This window comes from Streptomyces sp. NPDC052036, from assembly GCF_040680495.1.
Taxonomy (GTDB): domain Bacteria; phylum Actinomycetota; class Actinomycetes; order Streptomycetales; family Streptomycetaceae; genus Streptomyces.
Window position 1 is genome coordinate 1 of the sequence record NZ_JBFAWW010000010.1, and the last position, 17,015, is coordinate 17,015.

General features: G+C 68.0%; 12 protein-coding genes and 3 pseudogenes. 10 read left to right on the plus strand and 5 right to left on the minus strand.

Going from position 1 to position 17,015, the window contains the following annotated elements; all coding sequences use genetic code 11:
* Positions 1-126: 126 nt before the first annotated feature.
* From AB0L95_RS16235 to AB0L95_RS16275, 9 genes and pseudogenes are all read left to right on the plus strand, one after another.
* Positions 127-642: pseudogene (locus AB0L95_RS16235) on the plus strand (reverse transcriptase domain-containing protein); the annotation flags it as partial.
* 92 nt (positions 643-734) lie between these two features.
* Positions 735-1,064 (plus strand): group II intron maturase-specific domain-containing protein, encoded by a 330-nt coding sequence (locus AB0L95_RS16240; RefSeq protein ID WP_365162492.1) that lies wholly within the window; start codon positions 735-737, stop codon positions 1,062-1,064.
* Positions 980-1,854: pseudogene (locus AB0L95_RS16245) on the plus strand (transposase); the annotation flags it as partial. The gene AB0L95_RS16240 and the pseudogene AB0L95_RS16245, both read left to right, overlap by 85 nt.
* A 452-nt stretch (positions 1,855-2,306) precedes the next feature.
* The gene (locus AB0L95_RS16250; RefSeq protein ID WP_365162493.1) at positions 2,307-3,548 is read left to right on the plus strand and encodes an IS110 family transposase; all 1,242 of its coding nucleotides are present in this window, start codon (positions 2,307-2,309) and stop codon (positions 3,546-3,548) included.
* Positions 3,549-3,570: 22 nt separating this feature from the next.
* A pseudogene (locus AB0L95_RS16255) lies at positions 3,571-3,924 on the plus strand (transposase); the annotation flags it as partial.
* A gap of 107 nt (positions 3,925-4,031) precedes the next feature.
* A complete protein-coding gene (locus AB0L95_RS16260) occupies positions 4,032-4,268 on the plus strand; it encodes an acyl carrier protein (protein WP_365162276.1) in 237 nt (78 codons plus the stop codon).
* A gap of 986 nt (positions 4,269-5,254) precedes the next feature.
* Positions 5,255-6,484, plus strand: a complete 1,230-nt coding sequence (locus AB0L95_RS16265; RefSeq protein WP_365162494.1) for a beta-ketoacyl-[acyl-carrier-protein] synthase family protein — start codon at positions 5,255-5,257, stop codon at positions 6,482-6,484.
* Between the two features lie 34 nt (positions 6,485-6,518).
* Positions 6,519-8,357 carry an acyl-CoA dehydrogenase gene (locus AB0L95_RS16270; RefSeq protein WP_365162278.1) on the plus strand — a complete coding sequence of 613 codons (1,839 nt, stop codon included), beginning with the start codon at positions 6,519-6,521 and terminating at the stop codon, positions 8,355-8,357.
* Positions 8,350-9,378 carry an LnmK family bifunctional acyltransferase/decarboxylase gene (locus AB0L95_RS16275; protein WP_365162280.1) on the plus strand — a complete coding sequence of 343 codons (1,029 nt, stop codon included), beginning with the start codon at positions 8,350-8,352 and terminating at the stop codon, positions 9,376-9,378. The genes AB0L95_RS16270 and AB0L95_RS16275 overlap by 8 nt, the downstream gene beginning before the upstream one ends.
* Here the strand turns inward: AB0L95_RS16275 and AB0L95_RS16280 are convergent.
* The 5 genes from AB0L95_RS16280 to AB0L95_RS16300 form a co-directional block, all read right to left on the minus strand.
* On the minus strand, positions 9,352-10,038 hold the full coding sequence (locus AB0L95_RS16280) for a transposase (protein WP_365162282.1): 687 nt from the start codon (positions 10,036-10,038) through the stop codon (positions 9,352-9,354). The two genes, AB0L95_RS16275 and AB0L95_RS16280, sit on opposite strands and share 27 nt — an antisense overlap.
* Positions 10,039-10,469: 431 nt before the next feature.
* Positions 10,470-11,834: a HAMP domain-containing sensor histidine kinase gene (locus tag AB0L95_RS16285; protein WP_365162284.1), complete on the minus strand. Its 1,365-nt coding sequence runs from the start codon at positions 11,832-11,834 to the stop codon at positions 10,470-10,472.
* A complete protein-coding gene (locus tag AB0L95_RS16290; protein ID WP_365162286.1) occupies positions 11,815-12,492 on the minus strand; it encodes a response regulator transcription factor in 678 nt (225 codons plus the stop codon). The genes AB0L95_RS16285 and AB0L95_RS16290 overlap by 20 nt, the downstream gene beginning before the upstream one ends.
* Positions 12,493-12,494: 2 nt before the next feature.
* Positions 12,495-13,268, minus strand: a complete 774-nt coding sequence (locus tag AB0L95_RS16295; protein ID WP_365162288.1) for an LmeA family phospholipid-binding protein — start codon at positions 13,266-13,268, stop codon at positions 12,495-12,497.
* A gap of 128 nt (positions 13,269-13,396) precedes the next feature.
* A complete protein-coding gene (locus AB0L95_RS16300; protein WP_365162290.1) occupies positions 13,397-15,586 on the minus strand; it encodes an MMPL family transporter in 2,190 nt (729 codons plus the stop codon).
* Between the two features lie 283 nt (positions 15,587-15,869).
* Here AB0L95_RS16300 and AB0L95_RS16305 point away from each other — a divergent pair, with 283 nt between their 5' ends.
* Complete coding sequence (locus tag AB0L95_RS16305) at positions 15,870-17,009, plus strand: extracellular solute-binding protein (RefSeq protein WP_365162292.1); 1,140 nt, start codon at positions 15,870-15,872, stop codon at positions 17,007-17,009.
* Positions 17,010-17,015 lie beyond the last annotated feature (6 nt).

Here is a 17,015-nt window from a genome sequence, read left to right on the forward strand (position 1 = left end):
GCGAATGGGGGAGCGGCCGGGGTCGACGGCGAGTCGATCGAGCAGTTCGAGGCTGACCTGCAGGGCAACCTCCACAAACTGTGGAATCGGATGTCATCGGGCAGCTACTTCCCGCCGCCGGTGCGGATGGTGGAGATCCCCAAGCCCGGGGGAGCGGGCAAGATCAGGGTTCTCGGAGTGCCGACGGTCGCGGACAGAATCGCGCAGACAGCGGCGGCCATGGTCCTGGAACCGGAGGTGGAACCGCTGTTCCACCCTGATTCCTATGGATACCGGCCCCGCCGAAGCGCGCTGGACGCGGTCGCGGCCTGCCGGGAACGGTGCTGGAGGACCGACTGGACGGTCGACATCGATATCCAGGGATTCTTCGACAACCTCGATCATGACCTGGTCCTCAAGGCGGTGGCCCATCACACCGACCAGCGGTGGATTCTGCTGTATGTGGAGCGCTGGCTGAAGGCCCCGCTGCAGCACAGGAGTGGCGAGTTGGCCGTGAGAGAGCGCGGGAGTCCCCAAGGCTCCGCGATCTCGCCCCCGTTGGCGAACCTGTTCATGCACTACGCGTTCGACATCTGGATGGACCGGGTCTTCCCGGGCACCGGGTTCGAGCGCTCCTGCGATGACATGGTGGTTCACTGCCGCTCCGAGGCCGAGGCGCACCAGGTGCGTCAGGCGATCGGCCAGCGGCTGGCCGAGTGCGGGGCTTGCGGCTGCACCCCGACAAGACCCGCATCGTGTACTGCAAGGACGGCAAGAGGCGTGGTTCGTACGAGCACGTCTCGTTCACCTTCCTCGGATACACGTTCCGCTCGCGGAAAGTCCGGTCGAAGACGGGGAGCTACTTCTTCGGCTTCAACCCGGCGATCAGCGACGAGGCGGCCAAGCGCAGCCGGGCGCAGATCCGCCGATGGCGGCTGCACCAGCGCAGTGGATCGTCCCTGGCAGACCTCGCACGGGAGATCAGTCCCATCGTGCGGGGATATCGGCCGCACTTGAGCCATGGCACAAGCCGCGGGCGGTGCATGATCCGGGCAAGATCCTGCTGGATGTGGCGATCGCGGTAGCGCTCGGCGGCGACTGCCTCACAGACGTGGGCATGCTGCGGGCCGAGCTGGCGGTGTTCGGGCCGGTGGCCTCCGACCCGACGGTGTCCCGGCTGATCGGCGTACTGGCAGCGGGCGGGATGCGTGCGCTGACCGCACTGCGGCAGGGCCGCGCTCACGTCCGTGAACATGTATGGAGGTTGGCCGGTGACGCGGCACCGGACGCGGCCGGCCAGGTGGTTGTGGCCTGGACGGGGTGCTGGTAATAGCGCATTCCGAGAAACGGGACGCGGCCGCGACCTGGAAGAAGACCTACGGGCACCATCCGCTGATGGGGTTTGTCGACCACGGCCGGGGCGGTTCCGGGGAGCCGGTGGCCGGGCTGCTGCGGCCCGGGAACGCGGGCAGCAACATCGCCGCCGACCACATCGAAGCCGCCCGGTTCGCGTTGGCGCAGCTGCCGAAGAAGTACCGGCGCGGACGGCAGACGCTGATCCGCACCGACTCGGGCGGCGGCACCCACGAGTTCATCGACTGGCCTTCCGCCCGCGGCCGGTGGTTGTCCTACTCGGTCGGCATGACCATCGCCGATGCGATCCACCAGGCAGTCCTGAAGGTCCCGGCATCGGCCTGGACACTGGCCGTCGAGCCCGGCGGCGAGATCCGCGACGGCGCCCGGGCCGCCGAGCTCGACGGCGACTGCCTCAAGGGCTGGCCCAAGGGAATGCGGCTGATCGTACGGAAGGAACGCCCGTACCCCGGCACGCAGTTGCGCTTCACCGACGCCGACGCCGACGGCCTGCGCCTGACCTAATCCGGTATTAGCGGTGCTCGGTGGCCGGGCAACGTCGGGTTAAGACACCTGTCCCCAACACGGTCCTACAGGCCTTCTGTGAGAGCGGTGCTTCACGGCACATCCTGGTCACCGCAGTGCCGCCGAGCGTTGGCGGTCACGTGGGCGCCGGGCGGATGCCTTCGTCTGACCAGGCGTTGATGCCTCGAAGCAGATCGGTGGCGTTCTGCGTCCTCGTGACCGTCAACACTGCCGCCTTGATCACTCGTTGGTGTTGGTGGTGCGAGCCCGTCGCACGGTGACCTCTCGATACGCCCGAGCTGTCTGAGTTCTCGCATAGACCGAGGCCCGTGGGACGAGCTGGTGCCACGAACGGCTACTGAGGTGGCGGACCGGCCTTCGTGCCGAGTCCTGGGATTAGGTCGCTGCGTGGCCCACATGTGCTCGTGACCAGCACGAACATCTGCGCCATGGGGAGAAATATCTTGATTCACTGCGGTATCGACTGGGCGGAACGCACACATGACGTCGCTCTGGTCGACGACAGCGGCCAGTTACTGGCCAAGCGCCACATCACCGATGACGCGGCCGGCTACAAGATCCTGCTGGACCTGCTCGCCGAGTATGGCGACACCGACGAGACCCCGATCCCGGTCGCGATCGAGACCTCCCGCGGCCTGCTGGTCGCGGTGCTCAGGACGGGCAAGCGCAAGGTGTTCGCGATCAATCCGACGGCCGCCGCCCGCTACCGCGACCGGCACAGCGTCTCGCGCAAGAAATCCGACCCCGGCGACGCCCTCGTGCTGGCGAACATCCTGCGCACCGACATGCACGCCCACCGGCCGCTGCCACAGGACAGCGACCTGGCCCGCGCCATCACCGTCCTGGCCCGCGCCCAGCAGGACGCCACCTGGAACCGCCAGCAGATCTCCAACCAGCTCAGGTCTCTGCTGCGCGAGTACTACCCGGCCGCGCCGGCGGCCTTCGAGCCCTGGAAGAACGGCCTCTGCCGCCCGGAGGCCCTTGAGGTCCTCAAAGCGGCTCCGACACCATCCCGCGCCGCTTCCCTGACGCGCACGCAGCTGCAGGCCGCGCTCAAGCGAGCCGGCCGCCAACGCGGCATCGCAACCGAAGCCGACCGGCTTCGCGACGTGTTCCGCGCTGAGTGGGCCCACCAGCCACCCACAGTCGAAGACGCGCTCGGCCAGCAGATGCTCGCCCTCGTGATCCAGCTTGAAGCCGCCTGCACAGCCACCGACAACCTGGCCAAGGCGGTGGAGGAGACGTTCCCTCAGCACCCGGATGCTGAGATCATCCTCAGTTTCCCCGGCCTCGGCGTCCAGCTCGGCGCCCGGGTGCTGGCCGAGATCGGCGACGACCGCACCCGGTTCGCCGACTCCCGCGGTCTCAAGGCATACGCTGGCTCCTCGCCCATCACCAGGGCCTCCGGCAAGAAGTCGAGCATCACTCGGCGATGGGTGAAGAACGACCGGCTCAACCACGCCGGCTACCTCTGGGCCTTCTCCGCCATCACCGCCTCACTCGGTGCCAAAGCCCACTACCGAAGACGTCGCGACGACCACGGAGACTGGCACGCTGCCGCCCAGAGAAACCTCTTCAACCGCATGCTCGGCCAGCTCTACCACTGCCTCCAGCACCGCAAGCTGTTCGACGAACAAACCGCCTTCCTCGTCGAACTCGCCGCCGCTTGACGAGTTAGAACCCTGAGGTGTCTGCTTCGCCACCAGCACCCAGCACACCCCGATCGCCGAGCTGGAGCTGCGGCACCGCAGCGGGCCCGCGCCGAGGACCGCATCCGCGCCGCCCGCTCCACCGGCCTGCGCAACCTCCCCCTGTCACGAAGCCGCACAGAACGAGGTCTGGCTGGAGATCATCCAGATCGCCCTCGACGTGCTGGCCTGGATGCCCCTGCTCGCCCTCGCCGGCCAAGTCCGCCTGTGGGAGCCCCGCCGCCCGCAACTTCACCTTTTCTCCGCCGCCGCGCAACTCGTCACCACCGGACGACGCCGCATCCTCCGCTTCGCGAAGCACTGGCCCGGACCCTCACGCAAGATCGAGGCTAAATAGTTCCCAAAATGGGGCTTCACCCATGTCTACAAATGAGGGGGTCGTAGCAGGCTGGACGGCCTGTCATCATGATGTCCAAGATCAGCTCTCATGCTAAGGAGATGCAAGTGAGCGCGGTTTATGAGCGGCTCGTTGTTCTGCTTACCACAAAGTTGGGTGTGTCTCCTGACGATGTGAGTCCGGATGCCACGTTCGAGAACCTTGACATAGACTCGCTCGCCCTGGTGGAGCTGACAGATATCCTCGACTCCGAGTATGGCATATCCATCGAAGAAGGCGCTGTGCGCAAGGAGTCCGCCCTCGCCGATGTAGCCAAGGTCCTCGAACGCTATCTGGTGTCCTGAACCTAAAATTCGCCAGGCAAATTGGCCCCTGTGGCGGGGATGGGTCGGCCGAAGGCCTGATAGTGACCGACGATGAGCGGACGACGCCGACCGGGTGGCGCGTCGGGTGAAGTCATCACAGGCTCTGGCGTTGCGGTGCAAGATCGCGCCGGTGTGCGCCGACGGCAAGTCAAACGCCGCTGCTGCCGGGTGGCTGGGATGCTCTGGACACCTCGAGCTCTCCATCGTCCCGTTGTTCGTCGAGAAGGTCGTGGATGTCGTCGACCTGCCATCACCCGCCTGAGAAGGCGGTGGTCCTCTGTGTCACTGAGAGGTCCCGGGTCCAGGCGCTGGATCGGTCGTAGCCGGTTCTGCCGATGATGCCCGGGATGCCCGAGCGGCGCATCCACGACTACGTCCGGCACGGCACCCGCACCTTGTTTGCCGCCTTCAACATCGCCGACAGGGGGCGAGGCGGACCGCCGGCACCGCGCCACGGAGTTCAAGAAGTTCCTGGCCGCCGTCGTCACTACCGTGCCCGAATGCCTCGACGTCCATGTGGTCTGCTACAACCACGGCACCCACGAGACACCGGCGATCAAGGCATGGCTCGCCAGGCACCCCGGGTTCCACCTGCGCTTCACCCCGGCCGGCAGCTCAAGGATCAACCAAGTATGGCGGTCGTTCGGCTTCCTGACCGACCAGCGGCGGCAGCTGGTCCTTCGCGCCTCCCCGCTTCCTCTCCATCAGGCCCTCAGACCGTGCTTGTTGTACCGGACTTGGTCCGGCACACCGTCCGCGGGGACACCCCGGCCAGTTCCGCGATGTCCTTACGGAGACAGCCCTTGCCAGCCCACAACACGATCCAGGCCCGCAAGGCCGCATCCGAGGCACATGCCGTTCTGTCGTCAACGCCTGTAATTCCGCTACCGGTTCCCAAGAGAGGTTCACGCACCACCCAACAAGTCGAGGAGCTACGGGTGACACCAACTGAATCCCGAGACACCATCAGTCCCAGAGCGAGCCGCACAGTTGCGGTCACGGGCCAGGGGCTCGTGACCCCAGCCGGTATTGGGACCGGTGTGAACTGGGAACGTATCTGCAACGGCGGCGGAACAGCGGCAAAGGACACTGAACTCGCGGGCGGGCCTGTTGAGTACTCCTGCCGCGTGCCCTACTTCGACCCGGCAGAGGCTGTGGGCGCCCGCGACGCATGGCGCACCGACCGCTTCGTCCAGCTCGCCCTGATGGCGGCGAGGGAGGCGGTCGCCGATGCGGGGCTGGATCCCGCCTGCTGGGACGGGGACCGGGTGGCCATCGTCATTGGTTCGGCCGCCGGTGGGGTCTCCACGTCGGAAGCCCAACATGAACGCTTCCTGGACAAGGGAAGCAAAGGTGTCTCCGCCCTCTTCCACCCGATGGCACTGGGCAATATGGTGGCAGGGCGTCTCGCAATCGACTACGGGGCCACCGGGCCCAACCTGGTGACCTCCACAGCCTGCGCTTCGGGCGCGACGGCTATCGGGGTCGCAAGAGACCTCCTGCTCTCCGGCGCGTGTGACATCGCCATCGCCGGCGGTACGGAGGCGGCGATCACTCCCACCTTTGTGGCGGGCTTCGCCCGAATGGGCGCGCTGTACACCGGAGATCTCCCGCCCGAGCAGGCGTCCCGTCCCTTCGACAGGGCGCGGGGCGGCTTTGTGATAGGCGAAGGCGCAGGCATCTTGATCCTCGAACGCCTGGAGGACGCTCGAGCGCGCCGCGCACGGGTCCACGCCCGACTGCTGGGCTACGGAGCATCATCCGATGCCAACCACGTCACTGCTCCTCACCCCGACGGGCGTGGAATCGAGCAAGCCATGCGCCGCGCCTGTGATGATGCCCGGATACCTCCGCAGCGGATACAGCTTGTGAACGCCCATGGCACCTCCACCCCGCTCAATGATCTGACCGAAGCGCGCGCCATCGCCCGCCTCGGCTCGGAGGCGGTTGCGGTCACGTCGACGAAGGGTGTCACGGGGCACACCTTGGGCGCAGCCGGAGCGATCGAAGCCGCGTACACGGTACTGAGCCTTGCTCACCAGAGGATTCCCCCCACCGTGAACCTCGTCGAGCTGGATCCGCAGATCCGGCTCGACGTCGTCGCCGGATCCCCGCGACAAGTGGAGCTCACCTATGCGCTCAGCAACAGCGCTGGTTTCGGCGGCCACAACGTCAGCCTGCTGTTCGCCACCTGACGTCCGCGTGCGGACATCTGAAAGGACCCATGAGATGGAACGACATCTCGAACAGAGTCTTGCCCTTCCTTTCGGTGAGAAAGAGCTCGAGGAAATCGTCAACCTGGTGTTCGACGGCGACTTCGACACTGTCCATCGCCCGATCCGCGAGACGGTCGCCGACCCACTCTTCGACCGGCGCGACGGCCTGACGATGACAGAGCAGGGCCGCCTCGCCTATGAGCGCATACGGCTGATACACCAGCACGCCGGATGCGCCCAGGAAGTCATCCGCGACGCGCGACGGCTGTTCGCGCTGAGCGAATGGCCGGCACTCATGGACACAACCACGTTGCCGCTGCTGACGGTGCACTACAACCTCTGCCTGGCCACCATCCTTGAGCATGGCCGAGGACGGGACGACCTTCAGGACTACATTGACGAACTGTCCTCGATGCGAACAATCGGCATGTTCATGGTCACCGAGTTGGGCTGGGGCAACAACGCGGCAGCACTGCAGACGCGAGCCGAGTACGACCGCGCCACCGATGAGTTCGTTATAAACACGCCTCACCCCCAAGCGCAGAAGTTCATGCCGTTCACAGGTATTCCAAACATCCCCAAGCTGGCCGTGGTGATGGCCCGCCTCATGATCGATGGCACCGATCAGGGGATCTTCCCTTTTATCATTCGCATCAGCGACGAACACGGACTGCTCCCTCAGGTGCGGGCGTCCGCCCTGCCAGAGAAGTCTGGTCTCGCGTTGGACAACGGCGTCACCTGGTTCGACCACGTCCGAGTGCCCAGGCGCAACTTCCTCGGTGGAACCATGGGCCACCTCACCCCCAAGGGGGAGTTCGTCAGCAGCATGCGCGGGCGGCGCCGACGGCTCTTCGCGGCCCTCGAACGCGTGCACGCCGGCCGCCTGTGCCTGTCCAGTGCTCTGGTCGCGGCTGGCCGGGCGAGCGTGTACACAGCCGTGGAGCACGGCTTCCGCCGGCACACCTTCGCCCCCGCCCGGGACGATGTGCCTGTCCTGGCCTACCGCAGCCAGCAGACCGCGCTCTTTCGCGCGCTCGCCCACGTCTACGCCATGACGTTCCTCATCAACCACACGAAGCGTGCCTTCTTGCGGTCGCCGGAAGACGAGCAGACCAAACAACTCATCGCGATCGCAAAAGCGGTCACCAGTTGGACCATCACCGATGTCCTCACCACATGCCGCGAGCGCATCGGCGCGCAGGGCATGTTCGCCGCCAATCACATCGCCGAGTACATCGCCATGGCTCAGGGCGTGGTCACCGCCGAGGGCGACAACCTTCCCCTGCTCGCCAAGGCGGGCGGCAAACTCATGGCCGATCCGGGGCCTCATCCCCGTCCCGCACCACCCACTGGTCACTCCGGCCTGACCGACCCGTATTACCACCTCGCGCTGCTGCGCCACCGAGACGCCGTGGTCGGCCAACGCGCCACCCACTCCATGCGCCGCGAGATACGCAACGGGGCCACCGTCTTCTCAGCCTGGAACGCGCATATCAACGTCGCGGTGGACCTGGCGCATGATCACGGCAAATCGGTTGCACTCCAGTCCTTCGCCGAGGTCCTCCCGCACATCCGCGCTCCCCGTGTGAGGTGGGCGCTGCGACTGCTCGCGTCGATCTACGCGCTCGATGTCACCCGTCAGCATGCGGCCTGGTACCTCACCCACGGCCTGATCACTCCTGACCAGGCCGACCGCATCCCTGCACTGATCGAGCGCCTGTGCAGCCTGCTCCTCCCCGACGCGCAACTCCTCGTCAGCGGATTCGGCCTCACGGATGAATTCCTCCGCGCACCAGTACTCAGCCCTGCGCTCTCAGCATTCCGCGCGACCCCGCGAGTAGACCATGAATGATCGCATCCAACACATCGCCCCGGCGGTCCTGCAGCGGCACGTGACTGTGCAGCCGGGAATGTGCGGTCCCACCCAGGCGATTATCGGACGCATCGGCGACTGGACCTGGCAGAGCGTGAGCGACGCCTGTGGGCTCGATGTATCCAACGCACGCGATGCCAAGGGGAGGCCAGCGTATCTCTCCTTCTACTACTTCCGGCTGACCTCGAGCGGCGACTTCCACCCCAAGCAGCTCACCTTCGGTGACCGACTCGAGGTCCAGACCCGGGTCTTCGGTGCCGGCCGCCGATCCGTCCTGACCATCCACCGCCTGCGGCGCGTCGCCGACTTCTCGGAGCCTCTTGCCACCGAGCCCTTCGACCTGGAGGAGGCGTACACGCGGCCCAGAGACGACTCCATCTATGTCGAGAACCTCAATCTCTGGGTCACCCGCGGTGGCGACCATACCAACGTTGGTCTCATGCGTTCCGTGCCGCTGGGTTTCGACCACACCCTGCTCCCTCCTTTCCCTGAGGCCCATTCGCCGCGCATGCTGTGCAAGGGAGCGCGCCAGGACGAGGAATTCTTCGACCCGGACACCGGCTACTGGCCACTCCTCGCCCCCGAGCTCGTCGTCGACCACACTGTCGACGTCACGCATGATGTGAACGGCGTCGGCTTGCTCTACTTTGCGTCGTTCTTCTCCATCGCGGAACGTGCGATGCTGAAGCAGTGGTCTTCGCTGGGACGCAGTGGGAAGTCCTTCATCAAGCGGACCATCCGGGACGCCCGCATCTGCTACCTCGGCAACGCCGATCTCGATGCGAGACTCCGCGTTCGCCTGCGCACCGTGCATAATCCTGACGATCCGATGGAGGAGAAAACAAATCTGGTCATCCGCGACATCACCACCGACCGCACCATCGCTGTCGGATCCTTCCGCCACAGATATGCCCATGAGCGCGACCTCAACGGGCGTCAACGCCACAGCGGCGTAGCTGCTGGGACTGTACGGTCATCGGGTCTTACAAGATTTTCGTAGCAGGTGATCGCGCTGGGCTCTGGGTCGGCTGAGGAGAATGCGCTGGCGTAGGAGGCGGTGTCCGGCGCGACCGTAGGTCTGCCGCTTGAGCAGCTTGATCTTGTTGTTGGCGCCCTCGGTGCGACCGTGGGGCCAGGGCAGGGTGAGAGCCGCGTCGACGCCGGTGCGGTCGCGCTCGAGTCCGGTGGCGTAGGCGGGTGGGAACGGCAGGTCAGCTGCCCCGACCCTGGTAATCCAGTCGGCCAGCGCCTCGGCGTTGGCCGGTGCCGGGGTGAGCAGAGCGGCGAAGTCGCCCACCGCGTCTGCCAGGGTCGTCATCTCCGGGCAGGGTCCGGCGAGCTGGTCACGCAGCACTTGCTGGTCCTTGCGCAAGCGGGCGGGATCGATCAGTAGAAGGCGGGCGGCCTTGCGCGGGGAGAGGCTGACGTGGTCGGCCTCGGCCCGGCCCTGGTTGATGTACCGGACCAGGAGGTTCGCGCTGCCGGCGTAGCCCATTTCCTTGATCTCGCGCAGGAGATGGGTGACGGGCACCGCGGGGTCCTCGGCCCGGCGTTGGCGCAGATGGTCGCGACAGGGGTCGACCAGGGTGGGCCGGCAGAGGGGTGCCCTCACCATGTGCTCGGGCTCGGTGGGGCGGGCGCAGCGCTTGACGGTATTCAATGCGAGACCCAGGCGGCGGGAGCGTTCCAGCAGGCCGACACCGGCATCGAGGAGCTGGTGGACCTGTTGCCAGCGCTCCGGGCGGCGAGCTTCGAGGCGGCCTGTTCGACACGCCTGCGCTGGTCACAGGGGGAAGCAGCGGGGACAGGTCCCTTCGGACCAGCCGCTGCGCGGTGCGGAAGGAGATCCGGTCGGGATCCAGGGGAGGCGTGGTGCCGGTCGCGGCGTGATGCATCAGATCCGCGGGTCAGGTCATGCACTGTCGGCGACGGCTGAAAAGTGGACCGGTAGCGGGCGCTTGGGTTCTAAGAGCGTGGTGGTGAACCGGTCTGCAGCTCGATGACCAGCGGCTTTCGGGTGGTCGCGGTGTCGGGGTGGCCGACTGCGGGCAGCCAGCCTGCGGTGAGTCGCCGCGCCTGCCCGATGGCGGGTCAGGCGCCGGTGGCTGGCAGTCGAACTTCGAGCAGGGCGCCGCCGGCGGGGCCCGGGTCGGCGGCGGCGACGGTGCCGCCGTGGGCGGTGGCGATGTCGCGGACCAGGGACAGTCCGAGCCCCGCGCCGGAGTCCTGACCGGTGCGGGTCCGGGATGCCTGGAGCCGGACGAATCGGTCGAAGACGCGTTCGCGGTCCGCGGGCGGGATGCCGGGGCCGTCGTCGCGGACCTGCACCAGCGCGGTCGTCTGCTCTGCGCGCCTGATCGTGACCTCGACGCGGCCGACGGCGTAGCGGGTGGCGTTGTCGATGAGGTTGCCCAGCAGGCGCGCGAGCTGGTCCGGATCACCGGTCACCACGACGGGCTCGGCGCCGTGGACGTCCACCGGGACGCGCCCGTCGAATGTGGCGGCGAGCCCCAGGGCGAGGGTGGCCAGGTCAACCTGCTCCTGACGGGCGACGAGGGTGTTCGCGTCGGAGCGGGCCAGGAGCAGAAGCTGCTCGACCAGGCGTTGCATGCGCGTGGTCTCGGTGACGGCGCGCGCTGCCAGCTCCGGCCACGGGGCCCGGTCGGGATGGGCCAGGCCCACTTCGAGGGAGGTGCGCACCGCGGTCAGCGGGGTGCGCAGTTCATGGGAGGCGTCGGCGACGAACCGGCGTTGCCGGTCGGCGGAGGCCTCCAGCCGGTCGAGCATCGTGTTCAGGGTGCGCGCGAGGCGCGCGATCTCGTCGTCACTCTCCGGTTCGGGGATGCGTCGGTGCAGGTCGCTGCCGGTGATCTCGGCGGCTTCGGCGCGCATGCGCTCGACCGGTCGCAGGGTGCGGCCGATCACGAGCCAGGAGACGCCGACGGCGGCGATCAGGACCAGCGGGAGGACGTAGAGCAGGTGCCCTTGGATGTCGCTGGTGAGCAGGGACAGCAGTTCGGTGGAGCCGCCGACGTAGATGACGACGGGAGTGGCGCCCTCGACGTAGCGCTGCGCGATGACGCGTTCGTCTGCGGCCGGCAGGCCGGGGGAGGGCACAGGGGTGGTGCTGCCGGCGGGGAGGGTGTAGCGGGCGCCTTGACCTGCCACGTTGGCGGTGGAGGCGATCACGTGCCCGTGCTGGTCCACGACCTGGGCCCAGGCGTTGAAGCCGCCGGGGGGCGGTGGCAACGGCGTGGGCCAGATGCCGCTGACGTCGCTGCGGGCGACGGTGTCGGCGTAGGCGGACAGGGTCGTCTGCACGTTGGTGCGCACGGCCTGCACGACCGTGGCGGCCAGGACGGCCACGGCCAGCGCCACGGTGATGGTGATCGCCGCTGCGGCCAGCGCGGTCAGCCGAAGTCGCAGCGAGGAGCGCTCAGCTCTGAACCGGTTCAATGCGGTACCCCGCCCCTCTGACGGTTGCGATGGTGCGGGTGCCGAACGGCTGGTCGATCTTGCGGCGCAGGTGGTGGATCCGGACCTCGACGACGCCCGGGTCGGTCTTGCCGAAGTCGTCCCAGCAGTGTTGCAGCAGTTCGGTCTTGGACACCGCTCGGCCGTCGGCGCGCAGCAGGTACTCCAGCACGGCGGCCTCGCCGGCGGTGAGGGCGATGTCCGTGTCCGCGCGTCGGACGCGGCGGGTGGCCGGGTCCATCACCAGGTCGCCCGCGCGCAGTTCGGCGGGGCGCTGCTGGGCGCGGCCGCGCAGCAGGGCCCGCATGTTGGCGAGCAGGACCGGGTACTCGAACGGCTTGGTGAGGTAGACATCCGCGCCGAGGTCGAGGCCCTCGGCCTGGTCGAGGGCGGCGTCCATGGCGGTGAGCATGAGGATCGGCGTCCAGTTGCCCGCCTCACGCAAACGGGTGGTGATCTGGTAGCCGTCCAGGCCGGGAAGCATGACGTCGAGGATGATCAGGTCGAAAGGGTGCTCGGTGGCCTGCCACAGGCCTTCGTTCCCGTCGGCGACCAGCACGACCGTGTAGCCCTCGGCCTGCAGCCCCCAGGTCAGGGACGCGCCGATGGTTTTGTCGTCTTCGACCACGAGGATCCGCATGGCTACACCTTCGCACTAGCGGCGCAGCCCGGGCCGGACGCACCGCTTCGGCTCTTACCGGAGCCTTGTCCGCTGACGCCGGTGAGGTGGCCGGTCGCGGGGATGGCGAGTTGGAGGGCCAGGCCTGTCTGGTCGGGGTGGGCCGTCGTCAGCTGAGCTCCGGCCGGCAGACCGGGCAGATGCACGGTGTAGGGCTTGAGGCTGCCGGCCAGGCCGGAGCCGCCGGGCATCGAGGTGAGGGCGCTGACGGGGAGCTGCTGTCCGAGGACGGTCACGGAGGTGGGGGTGATGGTGATCGTGTCGCCGGTGGTGGTGACGGTGGTGGCGACGTTCACGGGCAGTCCGAGGCCTCCGAGGGTGCCGGCCAGGACCAGGTCGGTTCCGTCGGTGCCGAAGGTGACGAACGTGGAGGCGCTGCCCAGGTGTTGGCGCAGCGCCGGGTAGGGGATCGTGGCGGTCGCGGTGCCGCCGGTGGTGGCGCCGCCGGTGGTGACACCGTGCAGGACCGCGTCGATGTTCATGTCGGTGCCGGCCTTGCGGACCCCGTTGGCGGTGACGTGGACGGTGCCGAGGGTACCGCTCAGGGTGTCCAGGCCGGCGAAGGTGTCGCTCAGCTGGGCGGTGACGGGCCCGGTGGGGTTGAGGCCACACTGGATGGCGCGGCTGATGCGCTGCTCGGCGGTGTGGGCGACGACGGCGTCGGTCGCGAAGGCGGCGGCGAGGCCGGCGAGGGTGACGCCGACGGCGGTGAGTTGCAGGGTGCGGCGCAGGTTCATCTCACGTTCTTGGCCTTGGGGAGCGGCGCTGAGCTGGGCGGACCGCTGGCTGGAGCTGCAGGGAGCGGCGGGGCGGGCCCCCAGGGGGGTGCCGGGGGGTTCGGCGCCTGGGGGCCCTGCCTGATCTGTCAGGGGCGCACGGCCCGCAGGGAGGCGGTGGTGAGCTGCTCGTCGGTGCCGTCGCCGTCCTCGCCGTCGGTGTCGCGGTGGTCGGCGGCGGTGGAGGGCTGGACCCGTAGCAGGCGGGCGGCCCAGGTGGGCAGGTACCAGTTGGCCTTGCCGAACAGGACCACCAGTGCCGGGGTGAGCAGGGTGCGTACGACCAGGGCGTCGATCAGCACGCCGGCGGCCATGCCGGTGGCCATCATCTTGATCGTGACGTCGGGCGCGGAGGACAGGGACGCCAGGGCCAGGAAGAGGATGAGAGCCGCGCTGGTGACCAGGCGTCCGGTGCGGGCGATCCCCTCGACGACGGCGCCGTTGGTGTCGCCGGTGCGGTCGAAGGCCTCGCGGACGCGGGCGAGGATGAACACCTCGTAGTCCATGGAGACCCCGAAGAGGAAGCCGAACAGGAGCATCGGGACGAGTGGGTTGATCGATCCGGTGGCGGGGATTCCCCACAGGCTCTTGGAGCCGTAGCCGAGCTGCCAGATCAGCACCAGGACGCCGTAGGCGGCACCGACGGAGAGGATGTTGAGGGCGACGGCCTTGGCGGGCAGCAGCAGCGAGCGCATGCCGCGGGCCAGCAGCAGGAAGGTGACCAGCGCGACCACGACGAACAGCAGCGGGAACCACTGCATGAGGATGTGGGTCAGGTCGGTGTTCTGGGTCTGCTCGCCGCCGATGAGGGCGTTGTGCGGGGCCGCGGCGCGCAGGTCGGCCACCGTGGTTCCGGCGTGGGCGGTGCCGACCTGGGCGTTGGGCAACCCCATGATCACCGAGGTGCCGCCCCGGTTCCACTGCGGGGAACCTGAGGCCAGGACGCCGTGCATGGTGGGCAGCGAACGCAGAGTGGCGGCGGTCGCGGCCGGGTCGGTGCCGGCGGGAAGCTCGATCGGCACCGAGGTGAGGACCCCGGTCGGGAAGCCGTCGTGCTGGAGCTGGACCAGGGCCTGTTCGGCGGGTCCGTTGGGAGCGAGCGATGTGACGGCGGGCTGGTTCATGTTGATGGTGGCGCCGAAGGCGCAGAGCACGCCGAGGATGGCGGCACCGACGGCGGCGGCGGTCTTGGGCCGCTTGACGATCTGCTGCGCACTGCGGGTCCACCTGCGGCTGGGGGCGCCGACGTTCTTGCGCTTGCGCAGTCGGATCTTGTCCAGGCGGGGGCCGATGGCGGAGAGCAGGAGCGGGACGGTGGTGAGGGCGACGAGGGCGGCGATGGAGGGGATGAACAGCCCGGACAGGCCGACGCCCTGGATGAAGGAGACGGGGATGACGGTGAGGGCGAACAGGCCGAGGGAGGCGATCAGGGCGCTGAAGGCGACGGAGTGGCCGGCCTTCTTCAGCGAGGCGATGACGGCGTCCTTGTTGTCGGCGCCGTTGTCGCGTTCCTCGCGCCAGCGGTTGACCAGCAGGAGGGCGTAGTCGACGGACAGGCCCAGGCCCAGCAGGGCGACGATGAACTGGACCGAGGGGTTGATCGCGATGCTGGTGGCGTAGGTGAGGCCGTAGATCGCGAGCTGCATGGTGAGCACGGAGACGATCGCGGAGATGAGCGGCAGGATCGCGAGCGCGGAGCCGAAGACCCAGGCGAGCACGATGAGGGCGAGGCCGATGCCGACGAGGATCTCGCTCAGTACGCTGCCGCTGGAGCTGGTGCCGCCGTTGCCGAGCTGTTCGATGCCCGTGGTCTGGGTGTGCGCGCCGGGCACCGCCTTGGTGATGGCCGCGCCCATGGCGTCCGTGACCTGCTGCGGGACGGGGTTGCCCATGGCGGGCGGGTAGACCATGACCAGGGTCGAGGTGCCGCCCGTGCCAACTAGGGCCTTGTCGCCGGTGTTGGCGTAGGACAGGTCGCTCACGCCCGGAACGCTCGCGGCGACTTTGTCGGCGGCGGCGAGACCGGCCCTGGCCGCCGGGCTGTCGACGGTGGTGCCGGCGGGCAGGTCCACCACTAGGACGCTCGGATTGGCCGCGACGCCGCCGTAGTGCTGCGCCAGGGACTTGTTGGCGGTGTAGCTGGCCGCGCTGATGGTCGTGCCGCTCTTGAGCCGGCCGGACACCTGCGGCGCCATCAGGACGCCGACGACCGTGATGGCGACCCAGACGAGCGCCACCCAGATGCGGTGCCGCATCACGAATGCGGCGAAGCGTTCCATGACTTCCTACCTCCAAGGCGGCGGGGGTCCGCGACCGCAGACCACTCACGGTGCCGAAGCTAGGAGGCCGTACCTTTCGATCTGCTTAACCTGCCCCCCTCGCGCAATCGCCCACATTTCGAGAACGTTGGTGGACGGTGACGGGCAGGTTTCCCCAGCCTTGACACTCCAGAACCACCGATGCTGAGATTTGCCATAGCAACCACCTCCCCCTCCCATCTCGCACTTCTTGCCATGTCACCCATATTGCTATAGCAAATAGAATCCACGAGAGGTTGTCGTCATGCGCACCAAGCCCAACCGCTCCACCGCCAGAGCGGCGCTCGCCGCACTCGCCGTGGGAACCGTCCTGGCCGGCTGCTCCTCCACGGGCTCTACCACCACGGGAAGCGCCACCGCTCCCGCCGCGTCCGCGACTGCCGCCCCGGCCGCGGTGGCCGACCTGGTGACCAAGTCCCACAGCGAGCAGGGGCTGACGATCTACGGCAACACTCCGACCGCGGTGATGCAGCCGCTGCTGGACACGTTCACCAAGGCCTATCCGTGGATCAAGCCGGCCTACTCGCAGCTGTCGGACAACCAGGTGTACAGCAAGTACACCTCCGAGCACGCCCAGGGCGCCCGCAGCGCCGACCTGCTGATCTCCGACTCGATCCCGCAGGTGCTGCAGGGCGAGCAGAACGGCCTGTTCGCCAACGTCACCCCGCAGGGCCTCGCCCAGTTCCCGTCCTTCACCAACCAAGGCCACGGCGTCTACGTGATGTCCCCGGACCCGGTGCTGGTCACCTGGAACACCAAGCTGGTCCCGGACGCGAAGGCCCCCACCAGCTACGCCTCGCTCGACGCGGCGGTCAAGGCCGACCCCACCCACTACCCGCTGGTCAGCTACTCACCCAACAACCCGCTCGGCTACGAGGCCGTCTACGGACTCGTCCACGTCCTCGGCGCCAACACCGCCTACGGGCACCTGAACACATTCAGCCCGCACACCAAAACCCTCGACGAGGGCCTGGACGGCCTGAACTACCTGGTCCAGGGCGGCGCATCGGTCGGCTGGCTGTCCAGCGGCCTGATCCAGGGCATCGCCCCGCAGTACAAGGGCCTGCTCAAGTACGGATACATGACCGACGCCACCGTGCTCACCCCGCGTCTGATCTCCCAGACCGCCGGCGCGGCCTCTCCCGCCTCCGCGCAGCTGTTCATGGACTTCCTGTTCTCCAACCCCGGCCAGCAGGTGATGTGCGCGGCCGGCATCGAGGCCTCCATGAACAACTTCCAGCCCGCGACCGGCTGCACCGCCGACCTGACCGACCTGGCCAAGCACGTCCCCGCGGCCGCCACCTACCTGGTGCCGGTCGCCCAGGACGTCGTCGACCAGCAGCCAGCCATCACCGGCCACTGGAACAAGGCCCTCGGCCACTGATCCGCG